Consider the following 20,889-nt stretch of genomic DNA (forward strand, 5'->3'; position numbering starts at 1 on the left):
AGTCCGTTCGATGACGGGAAGTTCCGATATTGGCGACCCAAGATACCGCTACGGTATTGCTGAGCTTCGTGCGGAGCCCGCCCGCGGGAAGCACTGCGCGATGTCCACGAGGCTTGCAAGAGCAGGGCTGACGTGATCGCGTCGCCACGCCAGGCGAACCTCCACCGCGCCCAGGCCGGGCTGGAGTGGACGGAAGACCACCGAGTGCGCCGGGAAGTTCTCGCGGACTCCGGAGAAGATCAGCGCACTGCCGAGTCCGGCGTCAACGAGGAGAAGCTGCGTCGCGGAGTCGGCGGCCACCTGCACGACTCGCGGGGCGAACCCGCCAACCCGCCCGAGCTGCTGGAGTCGCGCCGAGAGCGTAGCGCTGGTTCCGCCCGGAAGGACGATCCACGGCTCCTCCGCGAGATCCGCCGGCCTCACGGAGCTCTTCGCTGCGAGCGGGTGATCCTCCGCGAGCGCGACGAACAGTTCCTCTTCCGCCATGACGCAGGAATCGATACCGGACGGGAGATGGTCCCAGCGGCCCACGAGCGCATCGAGATCGCCGGACCGCAAGCGCTCCATGCCCGGCTCCGACAGCTGGGATCCGTAGAGTTCGAGGGCGAGCTCAGGACGCTTCTGACGCACACATCGTGCCAATGCGCTGACGACCGCGTTCACCGATGCGCCGGAGAAGCCGACGCGCACGCGGCCGGTCTCGCCGCGCTGTGCGCGCCGCGCCAGCAGCGGCATGCGCTCGGACTGCATGACGAGTTCGCGGGCGGGATCCACGAGAGCCTCGCCAACGGGCGTGAGCACGACACGTCGGGGACTTCGATCGAACAGCTCCGCACCGAGCTCCTCCTCGAGACCGCGGATCAGCCTGCTCAGCGGGGGCTGAGTCATGTGCAGACGCTGCGCGGCGCGGCCGAAGTGCAGCTCCTCGGCGACAGCGAGGAATGCGCGCGCCTGGTGTACCTCCACGTGCCTAGGCTACGGGGCGTCGCGGCCCCGCCTCCGTCCGACGGGACGAACCGGCGGAAACGCAGGCGGCGACCGACATGTCTGTCGGCCGCCGCCTGGAGGCGTCGGTCAGAAGTCGCCCTTCTTGTAGTACCGGCGCGTCGTGAGATCGTGGTTGCGAGCCCGCTCGAGGTGCACGCTCAGACGCTCGAAGGCCGCCGCGATGACGATGGGGCTGACGAGGGCCCGCACATCGCCGGAGATGCCGGGGAGATCGAAGTCGCGGGTGTCGAACACTCGCAGCTTCGATGTGACAGTCGGCGCGAAACGCTCCACACGGTCGGCGAGCGGACGGCACTCGTCCTCACCCTTGACGAGCCACAAGCTTGTGTCGCTCTCGAGGAGCTCGAGCGTGCCGTGGAAGAAGTCGGACGCGTGGACGGGGCGCGTCCAGATCCACTGCATCTCCTCCAGGATGCACATCGCGTAGTACCAGGCTTCGTACCAGACGTTGCCAGCACCCGTGATGATGTGGTGCTGCTCGTTCGCGACCTCGTCGGCGAAGGACTCTGCTCGCGACTCGAACTGCTCCTTGACTCCAACCAGGAGCGCGGGCAGCGACTGCACCTCGGCGACGATGCGCTCGTAGTCGGGCAGCTCACCCCGGTGATGCATGATCGACAGCGCGATGAAGAGGGTCTGGAGGTAGAAGTTCTCGCTCGACGTGGGGTCGGCACAGTCGTTCTGGAAGTTGATGTCGGCGAGATCGGCGAGCGGCGTACCCGCCTTCCCCGTGAGAGTCAGCACACGCGCGCCCTTCGCCTTTGCGAACTCGAGGGCGGCGATCGCCTCCTTCGTCGTGCCGGAGACCGACGGAAAGACGACGAGGGTTCCTTCACCCACGTTTGCGTTGTCGGTCAGCACGACCTCCGCCGCCATGTCGTGAATGGTCGGGAAGCTCGAGCGCGTCTGCAGGAGGCGCACAGCCGGCAGCGTCAGGAATGCGACACCCCCTGCACCCCAGAAGGCGATGTTGCGCATGCCGGCGTCCAGCTCGGCCTTGATGGCCGCGTCGATCGGGCCTGCGAGCTGGGCAGCACCGTTCTCGACGGCGAGATAGCGCTCGGGATCGAAGTTGAGCATTCATCTTCCTTAGTTGTTCGACAATTGACTGCGTGACTCGACAATAGCACGTCCTCGGTCCGGCCTAGACTTCTCAGAGCCGCAGACTCGAAGGAGCGCATCGTGCTCGCACGCATCACCAACACCCCCCGCAGCTACCAGTGGGGAGTCCCCGGCGGGATCTCCGAGTTGCTCGGCTGGGAGCCGTCAGCGCAGAAGGAGGCGGAGCTGTGGCTCGGCGACCACCCACTGTCCCCCAGCCGGTTCGAGAGCGGCGAGGAGGATCTGCGCAGCTGGAGTGCCGCGAACGCTCCGCTGACCTTCCTCTTCAAGGTGCTCGCCGCCGCTGTGCCGCTGTCGATCCAGGCGCATCCGGATCCGGCGCGCGCACGGTCGGGTTTCACGGACGAGGAGCGACGCGGCGTGCCGATTGACGCGCGACACCGGAACTATAAGGACCCGCATGCGAAGCCCGAGATGATCCTCGCCCTCGAGGACGGTTTCGAAGCCCTGTGCGGCATCGCGCCGATCTCCGCGACCGTCGCGATGATCGACCGCCTCATCGAAGCCGAGCAAACGGACGACAGCGCACGCCAGGGACTGGAGCACTGGCGGACGATGGTCGCCGAGAACCGTCTCGATGACGCGTTCCGCTGGGCCGTGTCCGACGATTCGGCGGCTCGCGCCGCCGCCGCATCCCTCACCCGAGCGGGAGCCGGGGATGCCGCAAGCTTCCCGCTGCTGGCGACGATCGGTCGACACTTCCCCGACGACGCCGGGCTCCTCGTCGCATCGATGATGAACCGTCTCACGCTGCAGGCGGGCGAGGCGCTGTGGGTCGCCGCCGGAGTGCTGCACGCCTACCAGGCCGGTCGAGCGGTGGAGATCATGGGCCCCTCCGACAATGTGCTCCGCGGCGGCCTCACACCCAAGCACATCGATGTGGCGGAACTGACTGCCGTGGTCGACCTCACACCCGGGGAGCCCCCGCGGCTGCTCCCCGTCGCCGTCGCACCGCACGTCAACCTCTATCGCCCCCCGGCACCCGCCGACGAGGTCGGGTTCGAACTGGTAGAAGTGACGGGTGACACGGAGCTCTCGCTCAGCGGCCCGGCGATCGCGCTCTGTCTCGAGGGACGATTCGAGGCGGAGAGCTGCGAGGACTCGCTCCAGCTCGAGCGCGGTCAGATCGCCTTCGCCACAGCAGCGAGCCTGCGGCTCCGCGGCGAGGGCCGCGTCTTCGTGGCTCTCACGCGCGACGCAGCACGTTGAAGGCGATGTCCTCGCCCCGGTGGTAGTCCTTCGCGAACAGCGCCCGCGTGCCGTCCACCGTCATGCACGTCTCGGTGACGAGGAGCCACGGGTCGTAGTCGGCCAGGCCGAAACGATCGGCCAGCCCTTCCGGCATCATGACGCTGCTGAGTTGCGCCAGCGATGAGACGATCTCGTGCCCCTGGATCTTCAGCGCGTGGGTCAGCGAGCCGCTCCAGTCACGGTGGCCGATCGGCCCGGGGAGCAGATGTCGGGGCACCGTGTCGACGCTCACGACGAGGGGACGTTCGTCGCCGCAGCGCAGTCGCGTGATGCGGATGACGTCATCGCCCACCGCGATCCCGAGCGCAGCCGCCTCGGTCTCATCGGCCGCCGCCTCCTGCAGGTCGAGCACAGCGCTGGTGACGGAGTAGCCCAGGCCCTCCAGCATGTCCGTGATGCTCTCGTATCGCGTGACGGGGCGTTCGACGCGCAGATCTCCGACAGCGGAGAGGAACCGCCCTCTCCCCTGCACCGCCCTGACGGATCCGTCCTGCTCCAGCAGCCGCAGCCCTTCGCGAACGGTCGCCCGCGACACCCCGAAGTGCGCCGAAAGCACCTGCTCCGTGGGAAGCTGGTCCCCCGCGACGAGTCCACGCTCGGCGATGAGCGTGAGAATCTCCCCGCGCAGACGTTCCGCAGTGGAAGCATGACCCTCGGACACAGCCATCACGATCCTCCTCCGACTGCCATATCGACCCGGCAGGTCCCAGGTCGAGGGTATCCAGTGGGTGAGGAGCACAGGACGGCCGTCCGCCGCCCGATCAGCCGTTCAACTTGTCTGATGATTCTTTCACACATCAGAACACACGCGATGACGTCATCAACGTCAGCCGGTTCGCGCCAGTCCAGGGCGCTTCTCTGCATCCGGAAGGGCCGCAACACCGGTGAGGTGACACCCGACGTCGCACGGAAATGTCAAGATCTGGAAACTATCTCTTCAATTGTCGGATGACAGGTGATACCGTTACCAAACCCGTCAGCATCGTGGCTGCAGAGGTGAGAGCCACCGCAGTCCCGGTCCCGCGAACGCCAGAGAAAGGCACAGCATGAACAGGCCTCGAAAGCTCCTCCGCACGGCCGTGGTCGCCACGGCCGCGGCCCTCCTCCTCGCCGGCTGTTCTGCCAACGGCGCAGGCAACGGCGACAACGCCGGCTCGGGCGGTGCCGCCGACCCGATGACGATCAAGCTCAGCTACGTCAACCCTCCGACGAGCATCGACGGGCAGATCCTCGAGGAAGTTGCAGCCGCCGTCGAGGAGCGCACCGACGGCGAGATCGTCATCGAGCTCTACCCTTCCGGCCAGATCGGCACCACGGGCGACACCGCCCAGCAGGCGGCGAACGGCGAAGACATCATCGCCTACATGGACGCCAGCATCATCGCCCAGCTCGGCGCCGAGGACTTCGGCATCCTCGGCGGCCCGTTCCTGTTCGCCAACGCCGACGAGGCGAACACCTTCCTCGAGTCCGAGGTCTTCGCCGAGATGGCGGAGGAGGCGGCATCCGACCTGGGAATCCGCATCCTCGCGTTCAACTGGCTGGACGGCCCGCGTCACATCTGGGCCAAGAAGCCAGCCCCCCAGCCGTCTGACCTCGAGGGCCTGCGCTTCCGCACGCCTCCCGTCGACGTGTGGACTGAGACGTTCTCCCTGCTCGGCGCCGTCCCCACCGAGATCGCCAATACAGAGACGTACAGCGCACTGGAACAGGGCGTCGTCGACGCCGCGGAAGGCCCCATCAACGGCACCTACGCGCTCGGCTGGCACGAAGTGGCGAATGTCGCCACCCTCACGGAGCACTTCCGCACGCTCATCGGCTTCGGCACGAGCGAGGTGCTGTGGCAGCGACTGACCGACGAACAGCGGGCGATCCTCGAGGAGGAGTTCATCGCCGGCGGCGTCGAGGCGCAGAAGCGGTATGCGGCGGCCATCGACGAGACGATGGCCAAGATGGAGTCCGAGTCCGGCGTGACCTTCGTCGAAGCGGACATCGAGGCGTACCAGGAGGCGACGCGTCCCTTCTATGACAAGTACGGCGACCTTCTGGACCGCGTCCGCGACGCAGCCAAGTAATCACCGCCGAACCGCGATGCGCCTGGGTGCCGACCTATCGGGTCGCCGCCCAGGCGCATCGCTCATGGAATCACACGGGAGCACGCATGACCAGGCACGACAACTTCATCGGCGGACGCTTCGTCCCCGCCGACGACTACCGCCCCAACACGAACCCCTCTGACGTCCGTGACCACATCGGTGAATACGCTCAGGCGAGCGCCGGCGACGTCGACGACGCCATCGCGGCTGCGGCTGAGGCGCTGCCGCTCTGGGCCGCGACATCCGCCGGGGAGCGCGCAGCCGTCCTGCAGCGGATCAGCGCGGGCATCACGGCCCGCGAACAGGAGATCGCCGACATGCTCGCGCGCGAGGAGGGCAAGACGCTCGTCGAGTCGCTCGGCGAGGTGCGCAGGGCGGCCGCGACCTTCGGCTACTACGCAGGTCAGGTGCTCGCCTCTCACGGCGAGACGTTCCACGGGCTCGCGTCGGGCATGACCATCGAGACGCAGCGGCGGCCCGTGGGAGTGGTGGGCATCATCACGCCCTGGAACTTCCCGATCGCCATCCCGGCGTGGAAGACGGCTCCCGCCCTGGCCTACGGCAACACCGTCGTGCTCAAGCCTGCCGACATCGTTCCCGGAACAGCGTGGCTCATGACGGAGGTCATCGCCGAGTCCGGTCTGCCGGCGGGGGTCTTCAACCTCGCCATGGGTCGGGGAAGCGTCGTCGGAGAGCGTCTGACCGGTTCGCCGCTCGTGCACGCAGTCAGCTTCACCGGATCGACCGGCGTCGGGCGCCAGGTAGCCGCCGCTGCAACGGAAGGCAGCCTCAAGCGCGTCCAGCTCGAGATGGGCGGGAAGAACGCGCTCGTCGTGATGGACGACGCCGACCTCGACATCGCCGTGGCCGCAGGACTCGACGGCGCATTCGGCAGCACGGGGCAGCGGTGCACGGCGTCCAGTCGGCTCGTCGTGCACGAGGCGATCCATGACGAGTTCGTCGAACGGATGGTCGCGGCCGTCGACAAGATCCAGGTGGGGGACGCGCGGGGCGTCCGCACGACCATGGGTCCGGTCGTCAGCGAGAGTCAGCTCGCGCAGGATCTCGAGTACATCGGGGTCGGCGTGTCCGAGGGTGCCCGCCTCGCCGTCGGCGGCGAGCGTCTGCAGGATCGCGGACAGGGCAACTACCTCAGCCCCGCCCTGTTCGTTGGAGCGGCGCCGGAGATGCGGATCAGCCAGGAGGAGATCTTCGGGCCCGTCGCCGCCGTGCTCAAGGTGTCGGATTATGACGAGGCCGTCGCCGTCGCGAACGGGGTCGAGTACGGCCTCTCGGCAGGGATCTGCACGCGTTCCCTCGCCCGCGCGCGCGACTTCGGACGGCGCGCACAGGCGGGCATCATCACCGTCAACAAGTCCACGGCATCCACCGACTACCACGTGCCGTTCGGCGGCACCAAGGCGTCGAGCTACGGCGGCCGTGAGCAGGGCACGGCCGCTCGTGAGTTCTTCACCGAGACGGCGACCGTCTACACGGTGGCAGGTGAAGTCTGATGACTCCGGACCGTGTCGTCCTCCTCGAGCCGATCCATCCGGCCGGTGTCGCGCTGCTCGAGGCCGTCACCCACGTGACAGTCCTCGGCGGCACCGACGACCCGCGGCTCCGCCACGCCGTGGCGGAAGCAGATGCCCTGATCGTGCGGTCGACGCGAGTAGACGCCGGTCTGATCGCAGCAGGCCCGCGCCTGCGCGTGATCGGGCGCCACGGCGCCGGACTGGACAACATCGATCTCGTCGCAGCGGAGTCCGCCGGCATCGCGGTCGTCAACACTCCCCGATCGAACACCGAGTCGGTGGCCGAGTACGTGATCGGCACGATGTTCCAGCTCGTGAAGCGCATCGACGACGTACGCGGTGCACTGCGAGCGGGTGCGTTCTCCCCCGGTTCCTCGCTCCCGGGCCAGGTGGATCGCCTCGGCCTGGTCGGAAGGGAGATCAGCGGTCTGCGTCTCGGGCTCGTGGGCGCCGGCGCGATCGGCCGCGCCGTCGCCCGTCGCGCGAGCGCTCTCGGCATGACGGTCGGTGCATACGACCCGTTCGTCTCCGCCGCTGCGATGTCCGAGCTGGGCATCACGGCCCACGAGAGCCTCGAGTCCCTGCTGGCGGGAAGCGATGTCGTGAGCCTGCATCTGCCGGGCGGTCCGGAGGCGCGCGGGATCCTCTCGGCTGACCGGCTCTCGCTCATGCCGCCCGGGGCCGTGCTGATCAACGCGGCGCGCGGCGAGCTCGTCGACATCGACGCTCTCATCGACGCCGTCACGACGGGGTCGCTCGCCGGCGCCGCGGTCGACGTCTTCGACCCGGAGCCACCGGCGCGGGATGCCGCGATCCTGCACACGCCGGGCATCATCGCGACGCCGCACATGGCCGCGATGACGGCCGAGGCGCTCGAGCGCATGGCGGTCGAGGTGGCGACGGGCGTGCTCCACAGGCTCGACGCATCGGACGGCTGAGGCGCGACGCGAACGCATCGCGCCCCGAAGACCGTGCGGTCGTCGGGGGCGCGATGTCGTCAGGGCACTGTCACCGCTCCGAGCACGGAGCCGTCACACCAGACCCTGCTCTGTGATCCTCCGTGTGGGCGAGATCCGCGCGACGTCGGTGACGATCTCGATGAGTCGCGGCGCACCCGACCCGACCGCCTCCGCGAACTCGCGGCGGAACTCCTCCGCAGTGCGGACGGTCGCACCCGGGATGCCGTGCGCTCGCGCCAGGGCCGCGAAGTCCGGGTTGCCGAGCGTCGTGGCGCTCTGGCGACCGGGGAACTCGCGCTCCTGGTGCATGCGGATGGTGCCGAAGGACGAGTTGTTGACGACGACCATCACCACGGGAACGCCGAGCGCGGCGACGGTGGCGAGTTCCATCGAGCTCATGAGGAAACATCCGTCCCCGCCGAAGACGATCGTGGGCCGTGTGCCGTCGAGAGCCGCCGCCATGATGCCTGCCGGGAGCCCGTAGCTCATGGCGCCGTTTGCGGGCGCCAGCTGCGTGCCGTACTGCCGGTACCTGTGGAAGCGGTGGACCCAGACGGCGTAGTTCCCCGCGCCGTTCGTGACGACGGCATCTGCCGGCAACGCAGCCGAGAGTCCTGCGATCATCGTGCCGAGCTCATCGTCGGGAGCGGGAGTCGAGCGCTCGATGTAGGCTGCCCGCGCCCGCGCCGTGCGCTCCTCCCATCGTGCGCCATCGACCCGAAGCGGCGCGAGTGCGTCGACAGCGGCGGCGGAGTCCGCCTGCACCGCGAAATCGGCATGGACATAGCGGTCGAGATCGAATCCGTCGACGGCGAAGTGGATGACGCGCCGGTGCGCGCCGGGAGCGAGCAGCTCGTATCCGCCGGTCTCGACGTCGCCGAAGTGACCGCCGATCGCCAGGATGAGGTCGGACTCCTCCAGCGTGCGCACGAGATCAGGCTCGGTCGAGAGGCTCAGGTGGCCGATGTAGATCCGGGAGTCGTTGTCAATGTGGTCCTGGCACCGCCACGCCGCCACGACCGGGATGCTGTTGGCCTCCGCGAACTCACGGATGCCCTCGCTCTGCGGCGCACCCCACCCGCCGCGACCGAGGACGATGAGCGGCCGCTGTGCAGCGCGCAGCTCCGCCTCGACCTGCTGGACCACGTCCGCGCCGACGGATGTCGAGAGCGCGGCGACCACCGGAATCACCGCGTCTTCGACGGTGTCGTACAGCATGTCCTCTGGGAGCTCGATGACGACGGGACCGGGCCGGCCCGACGTCGCGATGCGGACCGCGCGCGCGATCGTCTCCGGGATCCGTGCGGCCTCGTCGATCGTCGCGACCCACTTGGCCATCGACCCGAAGACCTCGTGCGAGTTGAACTCCTGGAACGCGCCGCGCCCACGGTCTTTGCGTGCGATCTGGCCCACGAACAGCAGCAGGGGCGTGGCATCCTGGTCCGCGGTGTGCACGCCGATGGCGGCATGAAGAGCGCCGGGGCCGCGGGTCACGAAGCAGACTCCGGGACGGCCTGTCAGCTTGCCGTAGGCCTCGGCCATGTGAGCGGCGGGCGATTCGTGGCGGCAGACGATCATCTCGGCGCGATCGCCGTGGTCGACGATCGCGTCGAGGACGGGGAGGAAGCTCTCACCAGGGACGCAGGTGTAGCGGTCCAGTCCCTGCGCGAGAAGCGCTTCGACGACGAGGTGTCCGGCTCTGGTGCCCACGGGCACGCTCCTTTCGGTGCGTCGGCCGCTCACGGGGCGGACTCGACGAGGTTGGCGACGGCGAGGCGGAAGAGGGCTTCCGCGGCCTCGGGGGTGTCATACGCGACGTGCGGTGTGAGCACGGTGCCGGGGGCTGAGCGCAGCGGATCGTCGGCCGGCAGCGGCTCGGGATCGAACACGTCGAGAGCCGCGACGATGTCACCCCTGTGCAATCGCGCCATCAGCGCCTCACGGTCGACGATGGCCGCCCGCGCGGTGTTGACGAGGATGGCGCCCGGTGCGAGAGCGTCCATGAGGGCGGCGTCGATGATTCCCGTCGACTCCGGCGTGAGCGCGAGGTGGAGAGAGACTGCGGCGCTCCTGGCGAAGAGCTCCGGGAGATCCAGCAGCGGGATCGATCCGTACTGCGTCGCGCCATCGCGCACCGAGCGATTCCACCCCACGACGCGCATGCCGATCCCCTGAGCGAGCGTCGCCATGCGCATGCCGATCCCCCCGAGACCGACGATGCCCAGCGTCTTGCCCGCCAGCTGCACGCCGGGGCGCGCCGCCCACTGGCCCTCGCGCATCTCACGGTCGAGCAGCGGGATGCCGCGAGCCGCCGCCAGCAGGAGGGCGAGAGCGTGCTCGGCGACGGCGTCGTCGCCATACCCACGGACCGTTCGCACCTCGATGCCGAGTTCCTCAGCGAGCCGGAGATCGACGTTGTCGGCCGCGCCTGTGCCGAGGAACGAGATGCGACGCAGGCGTGGCAGCCGCCGCAGCGCCTCGTTCGGAATCGACCAGCCGAGCAGTGTCGCCTCGGCCTCCCCGATCCGTTCGACCCACTCGTCCGCGTCGGACGGGACTCCGTAGGACACGTCGATCCGGTCGCGATCCACGCCCGCCGCCTCGAGCCCTCGCGCCAGCAGCGCCTCGTCGTCGGGAGAGGCGTCGGGGAATGCGAAACGTGGTGAACTCATGCAGGACCTCCTCCATCGGAAGGCGACGCCGCTCAAACCGGCGAGTCACCCTGTCGTACCCGGACCACAAAGTGGTAACGTTCTCAAACATACTTTACGGCGCCGGTCGAAGAAGCCGGCTTCCGTGTTCCCCAGCGGGACAGACAGGAACGATCAACGTGAGTGCACCACCGGAATCCGGACGGCTGCGGCGAGCCGTGACGCGGGTACTGATCTTCATCGAGGAAGACGTCAGCGCGATCCTCCTCGCCGTTGCCGTCGTCGTGCTGTGTTCCGACGTCGTCGGTCGCTACGTGTTCCACCACCCGATCCCCGGCGCGCCGTCGATCGCCATGGTGTGCTTCGTCTGGCTCACGTATCTCGGCGCAGCTGCAGCGGCACGGCGCGGGCGCAACATCACGATCGATGTGATGGTCGGCCGCTTCTCGCCGCGATGGCAGGCAGCCTGCGAGATCGTCGTCCAGCTCATCGTCGGAGGCGTCGTCGGCTTCTGCCTCTACTGGATCTGGGTCGCCGTCCTCACGAACCGCTTCGTCGACCTCCCTGGGCTGGGCGTCAGCCGACGTGTGCTCACAATGGCCCTCCTCGTCGGATTCTGCCTGATGGCGCTCTACTGCCTGAGGGACTTCTTCCTCGCCGTACGGGGCGCGATCACCGGGATCTATGCCCCCATCCACGAGGCCGTCGAAGACGACGACGTCGTCACCCCCCGCGACGAGCACCCTCAGCTGCCGGCGGAGCCTGTAACGACGACCATCTTCATGAAGCGACCCCGCAAGGGTGACCGCGGCTCGCAGCGGAAGAACGGACACCGATCATGACCATCGCGATCCTCATCCTGATCATGCTCGTGCTGCTGGCGATCCGGGTCCCGGTCTGGATCACGCTGCTCGCCATCTCGCTGGGCTACATGCTCTTCGAAGGCGGTGGCGGCGGACCGCAGGTCGTACAACGGCTCACGAGTGGTCTCGACTCCTTTCCCCTGCTCGCGGTGCCGTTCTTCATCTTCGCCGGCATCATCATGGCCGGTGGCGGGATCGCCGAGCGCATGATGGCCTTCGCGACCTCGCTCGTCGGTCACTTCCGCGGAGGCCTCGCTCAGGTCAACGTCCTCAACAGCCTCCTCATCGGAGGCATGTCGGGATCGGCCAACGCGGACGCCGCCATCGACGCCAAGATCCTCGTGCCGATCATGCGCAAGCAGGGCTACACCAACGCCTTCGCCTCCGCCATCAGTGTCGCCTCCGGCGGGATCTCCCCGATCCTGCCCCCGAGCATCGGCCTCATCCTCTACGGTGTGCTCGCAGGCGTCTCGATCGGAGACCTCTTCATCGCGGGCGTGATCCCCGGCATCCTCATCGCCGTCGCACTGTCGATCACCGTCTGGATCCTCGCGCGCATCCACAACTTCCCACGCGCCAACGACAAGTTCCCGCCTTTCCGCGAGATCTGGATGAGCTTCCGCAAGGCCTTCTTCGCCCTGCTGATGCCGGTCCTGCTTCTCGTCGGCCTCCGCCTCGGCGTGTTCACCCCGACCGAGCTGGGCGCGGTGGCGGTCATCTATGCGCTCGTCCTCGGCCTGTTCGTGTTCAAGGAGATCACCTGGCGGGACATCCCTCGCCTGCTGCGCGAGGCCGTCCTCACGACCGCCGTCGTCATGATCATCATCGCCTCGGCGAGTGTCTTCGGCATCGTGGTGGCGTACGAGCGGATCCCCGACCAGCTCAGCTCCTTCCTCTACGGGATCTCCGACAACCCCGTCGTGATCGTGCTCGTGATCAACGTGATCCTGCTCATCCTCGGCATCTTCCTCGAGTCCTCGAGCCTCATGATCATCCTCGTGCCCGTGCTGGCGCCGATCGCCGTCATGACGGGGATCGACCCCGTTCAGTTCGGCGTGATCATCGTGCTCAACCTCACGATCGGCGCCCTGACACCGCCTGTCGGCACCGTCGTCTACACGGTGGCGGCGATCACGGGCGTCTCCATTCCCGCGTTCGTGAAGGCCTTCATCCCGCTGTTCATCGCGCTCGTGGCGGTGCTCATGCTCGTGACGTTCGTTCCGCTGCTGACCATCTGGCTCCCGTCGGTGTTCTGACGCCGTGGCGTCCGAACACCGCCCGGCAGGCCCGGGTCGGCGGCACGATCGCTGCCCGGGCTCCGATGCGGAGCGCCCGCCTGAAAGCGGCCGGACCCGCGTCAGAGCGCGGGCGGCGGCGCAGTGGACTCTCGGACGATGAGCGTCGCTTCAAGGGTGAGATCGCGAGGTCGCGCCGTCGCCGTGCCCTGGAGTCGTCCGAGCAGGATGTCGACGGCGGCGTTGCCGATCTCGTCCACCGGCTGCGACACGAGGGTCAACGGCGGGTCGAGCAGGGGCGAAAGGCTGTGGTCGTCGACGCCGACGAGAGAGACATCGCCCGGGATGCGAAGTCCCAGTCGGCGGACGCTGTACAGCGTCGCCTCCGTCATGAGTGAGTCGGCCGCGAACACTGCCGTGGGCCGATCGCGTGCGCTCAGCGCAGCGGAGACGGCCGCGACCGCCTCATCGACCGTGAGTCCCCCGCGGACGGGAACCAGCTCGCCCACGCCCTCGATCGCCGCCGCGCTGCCGGCCAGTCGCTGGGCGCTGGACTCGATCGTCTCGCTGTCGTACAGCGTCGCGATGCGTCGGTGGCCGAGCTCGAGGAGGTGGCCGACGGCCTGACGACTGAGATCCAGGTTGTCCACGCTGACGGAGTCGATGCCGTGCTGCGCAAGCGACCGGTCGATCGAGACGACGGGCGTCCCGGACTCATGCAGCGACACCAGGTGCGCGATCTCCATCGACGACGTCGGTGCGATGACGAGGCCGGAGGTCAGACGCGACCGCATGGCCTCGACGATGCCGCGCTCCCTGTCGAGACTCTCGTAGGAGCTCGCCATCATGAGGACGAACCCCGCCTGCTCGAGGCGGTCCGCGATCACGTGAGCCACCCGCGCGAAGAAGGGGACGTCGATGTTCCCCGGCACGAAGCTCACGACCTTCGCCGAGCCGCTGCGGAGGGCCTGCGCGATGTGATTGGGCTGATAGCCGATCTCTGCCGCGGCCATGAGAACGCGCTCGCGCGCTGCCGCGCTCACGGATCCATAGTTGCTGAGCGCACGCGCAGCCGTTGCCTGCGAGACGCCGGCCGCCTGGGCGACGTCCCTGATCGTCAGCGCCACGGCGTCACGAGGCGTGTTCCGATCTGGACACGGCATCGATCCGATCGAATGCCGCGCCGATCGCAGTGAGATTCTTGCGGTGGGCGGCCGTGGGCTCGTAGATGTACGGCCGGCCGAAGATCTCCGCGGTCATGAGACCGTCATATCCGAAGCGTCGAAGATCCCGCAAGTAATCGTCCAGCGGCAGGTTCCCGTCGCCCCAGGCTTTGTGCCCCGACGGGTTGCCGTCCACGAGGTGTACGTGCCAGACGCGATCTCCGAAACGGTCGAAGTAGTCGCCCATGTTCTCTTCCGCGGTCGCCATCGCGACGGTGTCGAGCGCGATTCCCAGGTTGGGCGCATCCACGGCCCGGAAGACGGTATCGAGCTGCCCGGCGTCGACGGCGAGGTTCGACTCGTGCCGCTGCAGCGCCTCCAGCACGCAGCGCAGTCCCTTCCTGTCCGCGTACGCGCAGAGCGCCTGGATGCCTTCTGCGGCCCTCGCCACGGCGTCGGCGACCGGCTGGTTCTCCCATCCCCAGCCCGGTGTCACGAACACGTAGCTCGCACCCAGGTCGGCCGCGAGGTCGGCGGCGTTGCGGAACATCGAGAACGTGTACTCCCGGATCACGGGGTCGTCGCTCGCGAAGTTGACGGGATACATCAGCGATTCCGGCGTGATGCACGCCACGCTCAGCCCACGGTCCTCGAGCTTGCCACGCAGGGCGTCGACGTCGCGTTTGCGGAGCTCGAAGAGATCGACATGCTGAGACATCCCCCAGATCTCCAGCTGCTGCCGTTCCAGGGCGACCATGTCGTCCAGCCAATAGTCGAGGGGGAAACGCTGGTAGGCGAAGTTCGTACCGGTGACCGATGCGAGTGAGAGCACGTGAGTTCCTTCTTCGGAGATGGACGGATGTCAGGGGGTGCACACAGAGGGAAGGAATGCCCGCTACTCGCCGAGGCTGTCGCCGGGGCCGCGGTAGCGGGGCATGAGGGCGATGAGGCCCTTCGTGAGAGGCCCGACACGGCGCCCCGCCATCTCCATGCGGACACGCCGCATGACGGCGCGGCGCACGATCGTGGCTCCGATGAACCGGAACGGCTCCGGGAAGATCTTCGTGATCCGTCCGCGCTGGTGACCGAGCGCGCTGCGCGACCACTCATCGTCGATACCCTGCAGCTGAGCGGCGAGAATCCGCGCCACCACGGGTATCTGTGCGAGGGCCGTGCCTGTGTAGCCGACGCAATAGAGGATGTTGTCCGCCCCGCGCAGGGTATCGATGACGGGCAGGTGACTCGCCGAGATGTCGATCGGACCGACCCACGCGTAATCCACGCGAGCGCCCTTCAGCGACGGATACATGCGCTCCATCTCCGCGACGACACCCGGCTCGAGCGCCGGATTGCTGTTCGAGCGACGGGTCAGTCGATCGCGGTAGATGGGGAGGCCGGACCCCTGGCCCAGCAGCAGTCGACCGTCGACCGTCCGCTGGTAGTACAGCACCTGCATCTGGCTGTCGCCGAGCGCCTTCCCGTCGACCAGTCCGGTCGCCGCAAGCGTGTCGGGCACGGGCTCGGTCGTGATGACCTGCCCGTCGACGGCGTACATCACCCGGTTGATCTCGCGGATGGAACTCGCCCACGCGTTCGTCGCGATCAGCACCTTCTTCGCCGTCACCGAGCCGCCCGGGGTCTGCAGCGTCGCCGGCTCGCCCGCCACGATCGACGTGACCGGCGTGGACTCGTAGATGCGCACACCGCGCTCGACGAGCCGCTCCCGCAGGCTCATGACGAGCTTGAACGGGTTCATCGTCCCCGCATCCTGCTCCATCATCCCGCCGCGGCTCGTCGCCGTTCCCGTCACCTCGACGATCTCCCGCGCGTCGAGCTCGCGGTACGGCGTCTCGTCGTGCTCGGCCAGCAGCGCGAAGGCGGGACGCCAATTCCCGTCATGCGCGGGCGCGGCCGAGTAGCTCACGAAGCCGTCGAGGCGCAGATCCATCGTGAGCACGCCATCGCGCTGCAGCTCCGCCATCTCCGCGATGGCGTCGCGGGTGGCCCGCGCCAGCCGAATCGCCTCGGCGCGTCCCGTGACGGCTCGAAGATAGTCGAGGTTGCCGAACCAGGTGTGCACCTGCCCGCCGTTGCGGCCCGACGCACCGGATCCGCAGAAGTCGGCTTCGAGGATCACGACGTCGGCGGTCGGGTCGTTCTCGAGGATCCGCCACGCGGTCCAGAGTCCCGTGAGCCCTCCCCCCACGATGGCGATGGATGCCGTGACGGCACTGGCCAGGCCGCGGAGGCGCTTCACACCGTCGGGGGAGGCCGTCTGAATCCAATAGGACCGCTCCCCCGGCTCGGCCGGGACGGGAGGGCGCAGGCGGTAGGTCTTGGTCATGATGTGGTGTGCTCCGGAGTGCGGCGGTCGTGGGCCTCGGCTGTCGCGTCGGCGTAGCCGTAGTAGGTGTCGATGATCCAGGGAAGCGTGCGGGTCGGCATCTGCGGGAAGCCCGCCGCGTGAGTGCAGGTGGTGGCGGCGGCCCGCGTGCCCACGCGCATGGCGTCGCCCAGATCGCGGCCATCCGCGAGGGCACCGATCGTCGCGGCGATGTAGCTGTCGCCGGCGCCGCAGGTGTCCAGCACCGCGACGGGCTGCGCAGCCTGCCGCCGCGACCCCTCCGCGTCGACGGCGACGGAGCCGGCGGCGCCTGCGGTGACGAGAGCGGTGCGCGCGCCGGCTGCGCGGATCCGCCGGCCGAGGGTCTCCGCCGCATCGAGGGAGTCAGGAGCGGAGGCGAAGCAGACGTCGACGCCGTGGAGACCGGCGAGGTCCGCCTGCGTCGACAGGTCCACGCTCACCCTCGCACCCCGGCGCTTCACTTCCTCCACGATGCCGCCGCTGCGCGTGATGCCCGCGAGATGCACCCAATCCGCATCCGTCAGTTCGTTCAGCTGCAGCTGCGTCGGTACCCAGTTCGCGCCGACTCCGAACTCCTCGTGGACGAAGCGGCGGTCGGTGTCGTTCAACTCGACGAGGGTGACGCCCGTGCGGCCTGCGAGGGTCGTCACGTCGGACGACGCAATACCCTGACCCTCGAGCGCGGAGACGACAAGCGCCGCGGCCGGATCATCGCCCACGGCGCCGATATACCGGGCGCCCCGCCCCGCGCGCGCCCAGTTGACCGCAACGTTGAGGGCGTTGCCGCCGACGAACGTCTGGTCCGTTCTGATGTAGACATCAAGGCAGTTGTCGCCGATTGCGACGAACGTCATGGCGGTTCCCCCTTGAGACTCGTGATGATAACGATATCAGAAGGGACCGCGGAAGAGCGCGCTCATTGGCCGGGATCTTCAGGAGCGCCGGAGGACGTTGAAAGCGATCTCCGAGCCGCGGTGGTACTCCTGTGCGTAGACCACGGGCGATCCGTCGGTGGTGATGCACGTCTCGGTCGCCAGCAGCCACGGATCGTACTGCGACAAGGAGAACCGCTCGCCGTACTCGGCGGGCACGTCGACCGCGCTGATGCGGGCGACCGAGGAGACGATCGTGCGTCCGTGCGCCTCGAGCGCGCGCGAGAGGGAGCCGCTCCAGTCGCGGTGCCCGACCGGACCGGGCAGGCAGTCACGGGGGATCACGTTGACGCTGAAGACGAGAGGGATGTCGTCGCCGCATCGCAGACGCACGAGACGCAGGACAGGATCGCCTTCCTCCAGCTGCAGCGCCTGCGCCTCCTCGGCCGTCGCGATGGACTCGCCGACCTCGAGGACCGCGCTCGTGACGCGGTAGCCGAGACCCTCGAGCATCTCGGTGATGCTCTCGTACTTGGTCACCGGGCGCTCCACGCGCAGAGCGCCCGCGCCGGAGACGAACCTGCCTCTGCCCTGCTCCGCCCGCAGCAATCCGTCCTGCTCCAGCAAGCGCAAGGCCTCGCGCACCGTCGACCGCGAGAAGCCGAGGCGCTCGGAGAGCACCTGCTCCGTCGGCATCTGGTCTCCGGGCGCGAGGTCGTCGCTGCGGATCAGCGCCTCGATGCTGTGACGGAGCCTCTCCGCCGTCGACGCCTTGCGCGGCGGGCGCTGGTTCGGCATATCGCCTCCGTTTCACGACACGGCCGCCCACGGCCGGACCCCTCCGACTACTCCTCCGACCATATCTTGAATACGTCGGATGAGTCCGCCCTGGCTGCGGCGTCAGCCGCAGGAGTCGGTCTGAAGCGCGTCTCGAACGCTCGGGCTGTCCACATCTTCGAGCAGGATCGTGATCGTCGGAACCTCGACCGTCTCGCCGGACTCCTCGCCCTCGAGTGCCAGGAGCGCGGCCTCGACCGCGAGCTGGCCGATCTTGCTCGCCTGCTGGCTCACGATCGCCTGCAGATTGCCGGCGCGGAGCTCCTCGACCATGACGGGTGAGGCATCGAAGCCGACCAGTGCGACATCCTTCAGCTTGGCCGCATTGCGCAGAGAGGTGATGGCGCCCTGCGCGCCGTAGTCCGTCGTGGTGAAGATGCCCGCGAGCTCGGGATGGCGCTGGAGCGTCGCATCGACGATCTGCGCGCTCTTCTCGACCTCGGTGCCGCCGTACTCCGATCCGACGACGGTGAGTCCCAGCTTCTCGGCCTCGTCGACGAAGCCCTGACCTCGCGCCTCCGTCGTCGACACGCCCGGCTGGAAGTTCAGCAGCAGGACCTCGCCTTCGCCTCCGACGAGATCAGCGAGCACCCGCGCGGCCTCCTGGCCGCCGGCGTAGTCGTCTGTCTTGATCGAGGCACTGATCCCCTCCGTGTCGGTGAGGGACGTATCGACCTGGACGACCTTGGTGCCGGCGTCGCGCACGCGCTGGATGGGTGCGAACATCGACTCCACGTCGGTGGGCGCGATCAGCAGTGCATCGGGTGCCGCGGCAGAGACGCCGTCGACGATGGGGATCTGATCGGTGGGACTGAACGAGTTCGGCGCCTGGAAATCGAACGACGCCCCGGCTTCCGCTGCCGCCTTCTCGGCGCCGCACGCCATGGTGATGTAGAACGGGTCTCCCTTGACGCCGGCCACGAACGTGATCGAGGGACCGCCCTCGCCGCTCGGGGCGGCCGACGAGCCGGGCGTCGCGCCGGGTGAGGATGTGCATCCGGCCAGCAGCAGCGCTGCGCCGAGGAATCCGCCTGCAGTGAGAGTGATCTTTCGGGACTTCGACATGAGTGTCACCTTCCTTGGTGAGTATCGATGGGGGTGGGGCTGGACTGCTGCTTCTTCGTACGACGACGCGGCCCGGTCGTGGCGTGCCGCCGGCGGTCGATGTAGACGGCCACGACCAGGACGAGACCGATGGCGAACTGCTGCCAGTAAGCCTGCACACCGGCGATGACGAATCCGTTGAGCAGGATGACCGGGATGAACGCGCCGAGCACGACCCCCCGGACGACGCCGATTCCGCCGAAGAGGGAGGTGCCTCCGAGGACGACGGCGGTGATCGCCTTCAGCGCGTCCTCCGCATGCCCCGACAGCGTCGTCGTGCCGAAGCGGGCGAGAGAGACGAAACTCGCGATACCGACGAGGAGGCCGGCGACGGCGTACACCGTGATCAGGTGGCGCGTGACGCTGATGCCCGCACGTTCGGCGGCGGGGGCGCTCGCGCCGATGGCGTAGGTGTGGCGGCCGAAGACGGTCTGGCTGAGCACCAGCGCGACTACTCCGGCAAGCGCGAGCGCGATGATCGCGATCCACGGGATGAAGCCCAGCACCGTGCTGGAGCCGAGTCCCTCGACCAGGGGCAGCGGCGCGCGCAGATCGATCCCGCTCGTGAGCACGAGAGCGAGGCCCATCGACATGCCGAGCGTTCCGAGCGTCGCGATGATGGGAGGGATGCGGGCCTTCGTGACGAGGAAGCCGTTGATGAGACCCCACACGGCGCCCGACACGATGGCGGCGAGCAGTCCGAGGAGGATCCCCGCGATCGATCCGGCGAACGCGTTCATCGTCATCGCCGCGACCACACCACTGAAGACGAGGACGCCCCCGATGGACAGATCGATCCCAGCCGTGAGGATGACCATCATCTGCCCGAGGGAGATGATGATCATGATCGCGACGCCCGCGAGGATGTTCCGCGCATTCGGGAGCGAGGCGAAGGCATCACCGGAGATCACCGTGAAGAGGATCACGAGGGCGACGAAGATCAGCCCGATCCAGATGGACTGTCCCGCCATCAGGGACCTCATCGACCACTTCGACGCTCGCGCGTCACTGTCGGTCGTGACCATGGTCATCCCTCCTCCTTCGTCTGAGGACCGTCGTCCTGGAAGCCCGCGACATCGGCGCCCGTCATGGCGGAGATGACCTGATCGGGCCTCGTGGTGGCGGTGGTGAACTGCGCGACACGTGAGCCCAGCCGCAGCACATCGATGCGATCGGACACAGAGAAGACATCCGGCATGTTGTGGCTGATGAGCACCACGCCGATCCCGCTGTCGCGGATGCGCCGCACGAGGTCGAGCACGTTCCGCGTCTGCACGACGCCGAGAGCCGCGGTGGGCTCGTCGAGGAAGATCACCCTGCTCGCCCACGCCGCGGCGCGCGCCACAGCGATGCCCTGCCGCTGGCCGCCCGACATCCGCGAGACCTCGGAGGTCACGTCCTGGATGCGCACTCCGAGATCGCGGAACAGGTCGGCGCTGGTTGCGCGCATCGTCTTGCGATCGATGAAACCCAGCGCTCCGAGAAGGCCCGGGCGACGCACCTCCCGGCCGAGGAAGAGGTTCTCGGTCGGATCGAGGGTGGGAGCCAGCGCCAGGTCCTGGTACACGGTCTCCACACCCAGCTCACGCAGCCGCTCGGGCGTGTGCGGGTGAACCGGCGTGCCGTCGAAGAGCACTTCGCCCTGGTCGGGCGTGATGACACCGGCGAGGGTTTTGATGAGGGTGCTCTTGCCGGCACCGTTGTCGCCCACCAGGGCGACGATCTCACCTTCGTTCACGGCGAAGTCGGCGCCGCGAAGAGCCTGGACGCTGCCGAAGCTCTTCACGACTCCTTTCGCCTCGAGTACAGGGATCACCATCGGTCCGCTGTC

19 protein-coding genes are annotated in these 20,889 nt (G+C 68.1%); 6 read left to right on the plus strand and 13 right to left on the minus strand.

The genetic code is table 11. The features are described from left to right. Positions 1-48: 48 nt before the first annotated feature. Together JOD60_RS00405 and JOD60_RS00410 are read right to left on the minus strand one after the other, a co-directional pair. On the minus strand, positions 49-966 hold the full coding sequence (locus tag JOD60_RS00405) for a LysR substrate-binding domain-containing protein (protein ID WP_076691740.1): 918 nt from the start codon (positions 964-966) through the stop codon (positions 49-51). Positions 967-1,074: 108 nt separating this feature from the next. Beyond that, the gene (locus tag JOD60_RS00410; RefSeq protein WP_076691741.1) at positions 1,075-2,088 is read right to left on the minus strand and encodes an SIS domain-containing protein; all 1,014 of its coding nucleotides are present in this window, start codon (positions 2,086-2,088) and stop codon (positions 1,075-1,077) included. Between the two features lie 102 nt (positions 2,089-2,190). On the opposite strand from JOD60_RS00410, the gene manA reads away from it, so the two are divergent. Next, entirely contained in the window at positions 2,191-3,339 is a 1,149-nt protein-coding gene (gene manA, locus JOD60_RS00415; protein WP_076691742.1) for a mannose-6-phosphate isomerase, class I, read from the plus strand. Here manA and JOD60_RS00420 read toward each other — a convergent pair. Next, positions 3,317-4,048: a GntR family transcriptional regulator gene (locus JOD60_RS00420; protein ID WP_157127987.1), complete on the minus strand. Its 732-nt coding sequence runs from the start codon at positions 4,046-4,048 to the stop codon at positions 3,317-3,319. The genes manA and JOD60_RS00420 overlap by 23 nt on opposite strands. A 379-nt stretch (positions 4,049-4,427) precedes the next feature. Here JOD60_RS00420 and dctP point away from each other — a divergent pair, with 379 nt between their 5' ends. From dctP to JOD60_RS00435, 3 genes are all read left to right on the plus strand, one after another. Next, complete coding sequence (gene dctP, locus JOD60_RS00425; protein ID WP_084202070.1) at positions 4,428-5,453, plus strand: TRAP transporter substrate-binding protein DctP; 1,026 nt, start codon at positions 4,428-4,430, stop codon at positions 5,451-5,453. A gap of 86 nt (positions 5,454-5,539) precedes the next feature. Continuing rightward, complete coding sequence (locus JOD60_RS00430) at positions 5,540-6,988, plus strand: aldehyde dehydrogenase family protein (RefSeq protein WP_076691743.1); 1,449 nt, start codon at positions 5,540-5,542, stop codon at positions 6,986-6,988. After that, on the plus strand, positions 6,988-7,947 hold the full coding sequence (locus tag JOD60_RS00435; protein ID WP_076691744.1) for a hydroxyacid dehydrogenase: 960 nt from the start codon (positions 6,988-6,990) through the stop codon (positions 7,945-7,947). Before JOD60_RS00430 ends, JOD60_RS00435 begins: the two co-directional genes overlap by 1 nt. Before the next feature lie 93 nt (positions 7,948-8,040). On the opposite strand, the gene JOD60_RS00440 is transcribed toward JOD60_RS00435, so the two are convergent. Both JOD60_RS00440 and JOD60_RS00445 read right to left on the minus strand, forming a co-directional pair. Continuing rightward, on the minus strand, positions 8,041-9,678 hold the full coding sequence (locus JOD60_RS00440; protein WP_198159076.1) for a thiamine pyrophosphate-dependent enzyme: 1,638 nt from the start codon (positions 9,676-9,678) through the stop codon (positions 8,041-8,043). A 29-nt stretch (positions 9,679-9,707) separates the two neighbouring features. Continuing rightward, entirely contained in the window at positions 9,708-10,640 is a 933-nt protein-coding gene (locus JOD60_RS00445; RefSeq protein WP_076691746.1) for an NAD(P)-dependent oxidoreductase, read from the minus strand. Between the two features lie 158 nt (positions 10,641-10,798). Here JOD60_RS00445 and JOD60_RS00450 point away from each other — a divergent pair, with 158 nt between their 5' ends. Together JOD60_RS00450 and JOD60_RS00455 are read left to right on the plus strand one after the other, a co-directional pair. Continuing rightward, a complete protein-coding gene (locus JOD60_RS00450; protein ID WP_198159077.1) occupies positions 10,799-11,461 on the plus strand; it encodes a TRAP transporter small permease in 663 nt (220 codons plus the stop codon). Continuing rightward, complete coding sequence (locus JOD60_RS00455) at positions 11,458-12,738, plus strand: TRAP transporter large permease (protein ID WP_084202072.1); 1,281 nt, start codon at positions 11,458-11,460, stop codon at positions 12,736-12,738. The genes JOD60_RS00450 and JOD60_RS00455 overlap by 4 nt, the downstream gene beginning before the upstream one ends. A gap of 101 nt (positions 12,739-12,839) precedes the next feature. Here JOD60_RS00455 and JOD60_RS00460 read toward each other — a convergent pair whose 3' ends face one another. From JOD60_RS00460 to JOD60_RS00495, 8 genes are all read right to left on the minus strand, one after another. Beyond that, positions 12,840-13,880, minus strand: coding sequence for a LacI family DNA-binding transcriptional regulator (locus JOD60_RS00460; protein ID WP_084202073.1), 1,041 nt, complete (start codon positions 13,878-13,880; stop codon positions 12,840-12,842). Further along, positions 13,849-14,712: a sugar phosphate isomerase/epimerase family protein gene (locus JOD60_RS00465; protein WP_076691748.1), complete on the minus strand. Its 864-nt coding sequence runs from the start codon at positions 14,710-14,712 to the stop codon at positions 13,849-13,851. Before JOD60_RS00465 ends, JOD60_RS00460 begins: the two co-directional genes overlap by 32 nt. A gap of 63 nt (positions 14,713-14,775) precedes the next feature. Further along, on the minus strand, positions 14,776-16,224 hold the full coding sequence (locus tag JOD60_RS00470) for an NAD(P)/FAD-dependent oxidoreductase (RefSeq protein WP_076691749.1): 1,449 nt from the start codon (positions 16,222-16,224) through the stop codon (positions 14,776-14,778). Continuing rightward, positions 16,221-17,099 carry a PfkB family carbohydrate kinase gene (locus JOD60_RS00475; RefSeq protein WP_076691750.1) on the minus strand — a complete coding sequence of 293 codons (879 nt, stop codon included), beginning with the start codon at positions 17,097-17,099 and terminating at the stop codon, positions 16,221-16,223. Before JOD60_RS00475 ends, JOD60_RS00470 begins: the two co-directional genes overlap by 4 nt. A 78-nt stretch (positions 17,100-17,177) precedes the next feature. Continuing rightward, entirely contained in the window at positions 17,178-17,915 is a 738-nt protein-coding gene (locus tag JOD60_RS00480; RefSeq protein ID WP_076691751.1) for a GntR family transcriptional regulator, read from the minus strand. 102 nt (positions 17,916-18,017) lie between these two features. Then, complete coding sequence (locus JOD60_RS00485; RefSeq protein WP_076691752.1) at positions 18,018-19,019, minus strand: ABC transporter substrate-binding protein; 1,002 nt, start codon at positions 19,017-19,019, stop codon at positions 18,018-18,020. Between the two features lie 5 nt (positions 19,020-19,024). Next, positions 19,025-20,089, minus strand: coding sequence for an ABC transporter permease (locus JOD60_RS00490; protein WP_084202074.1), 1,065 nt, complete (start codon positions 20,087-20,089; stop codon positions 19,025-19,027). Beyond that, the gene (locus JOD60_RS00495) at positions 20,086-20,877 is read right to left on the minus strand and encodes an ATP-binding cassette domain-containing protein (protein ID WP_076691754.1); all 792 of its coding nucleotides are present in this window, start codon (positions 20,875-20,877) and stop codon (positions 20,086-20,088) included. The genes JOD60_RS00490 and JOD60_RS00495 overlap by 4 nt, the downstream gene beginning before the upstream one ends. Between the last annotated feature and the right edge of the window lie 12 nt (positions 20,878-20,889).

This window comes from Microbacterium aurum, from assembly GCF_016907815.1.
GTDB lineage: Bacteria > Actinomycetota > Actinomycetes > Actinomycetales > Microbacteriaceae > Microbacterium > Microbacterium aurum.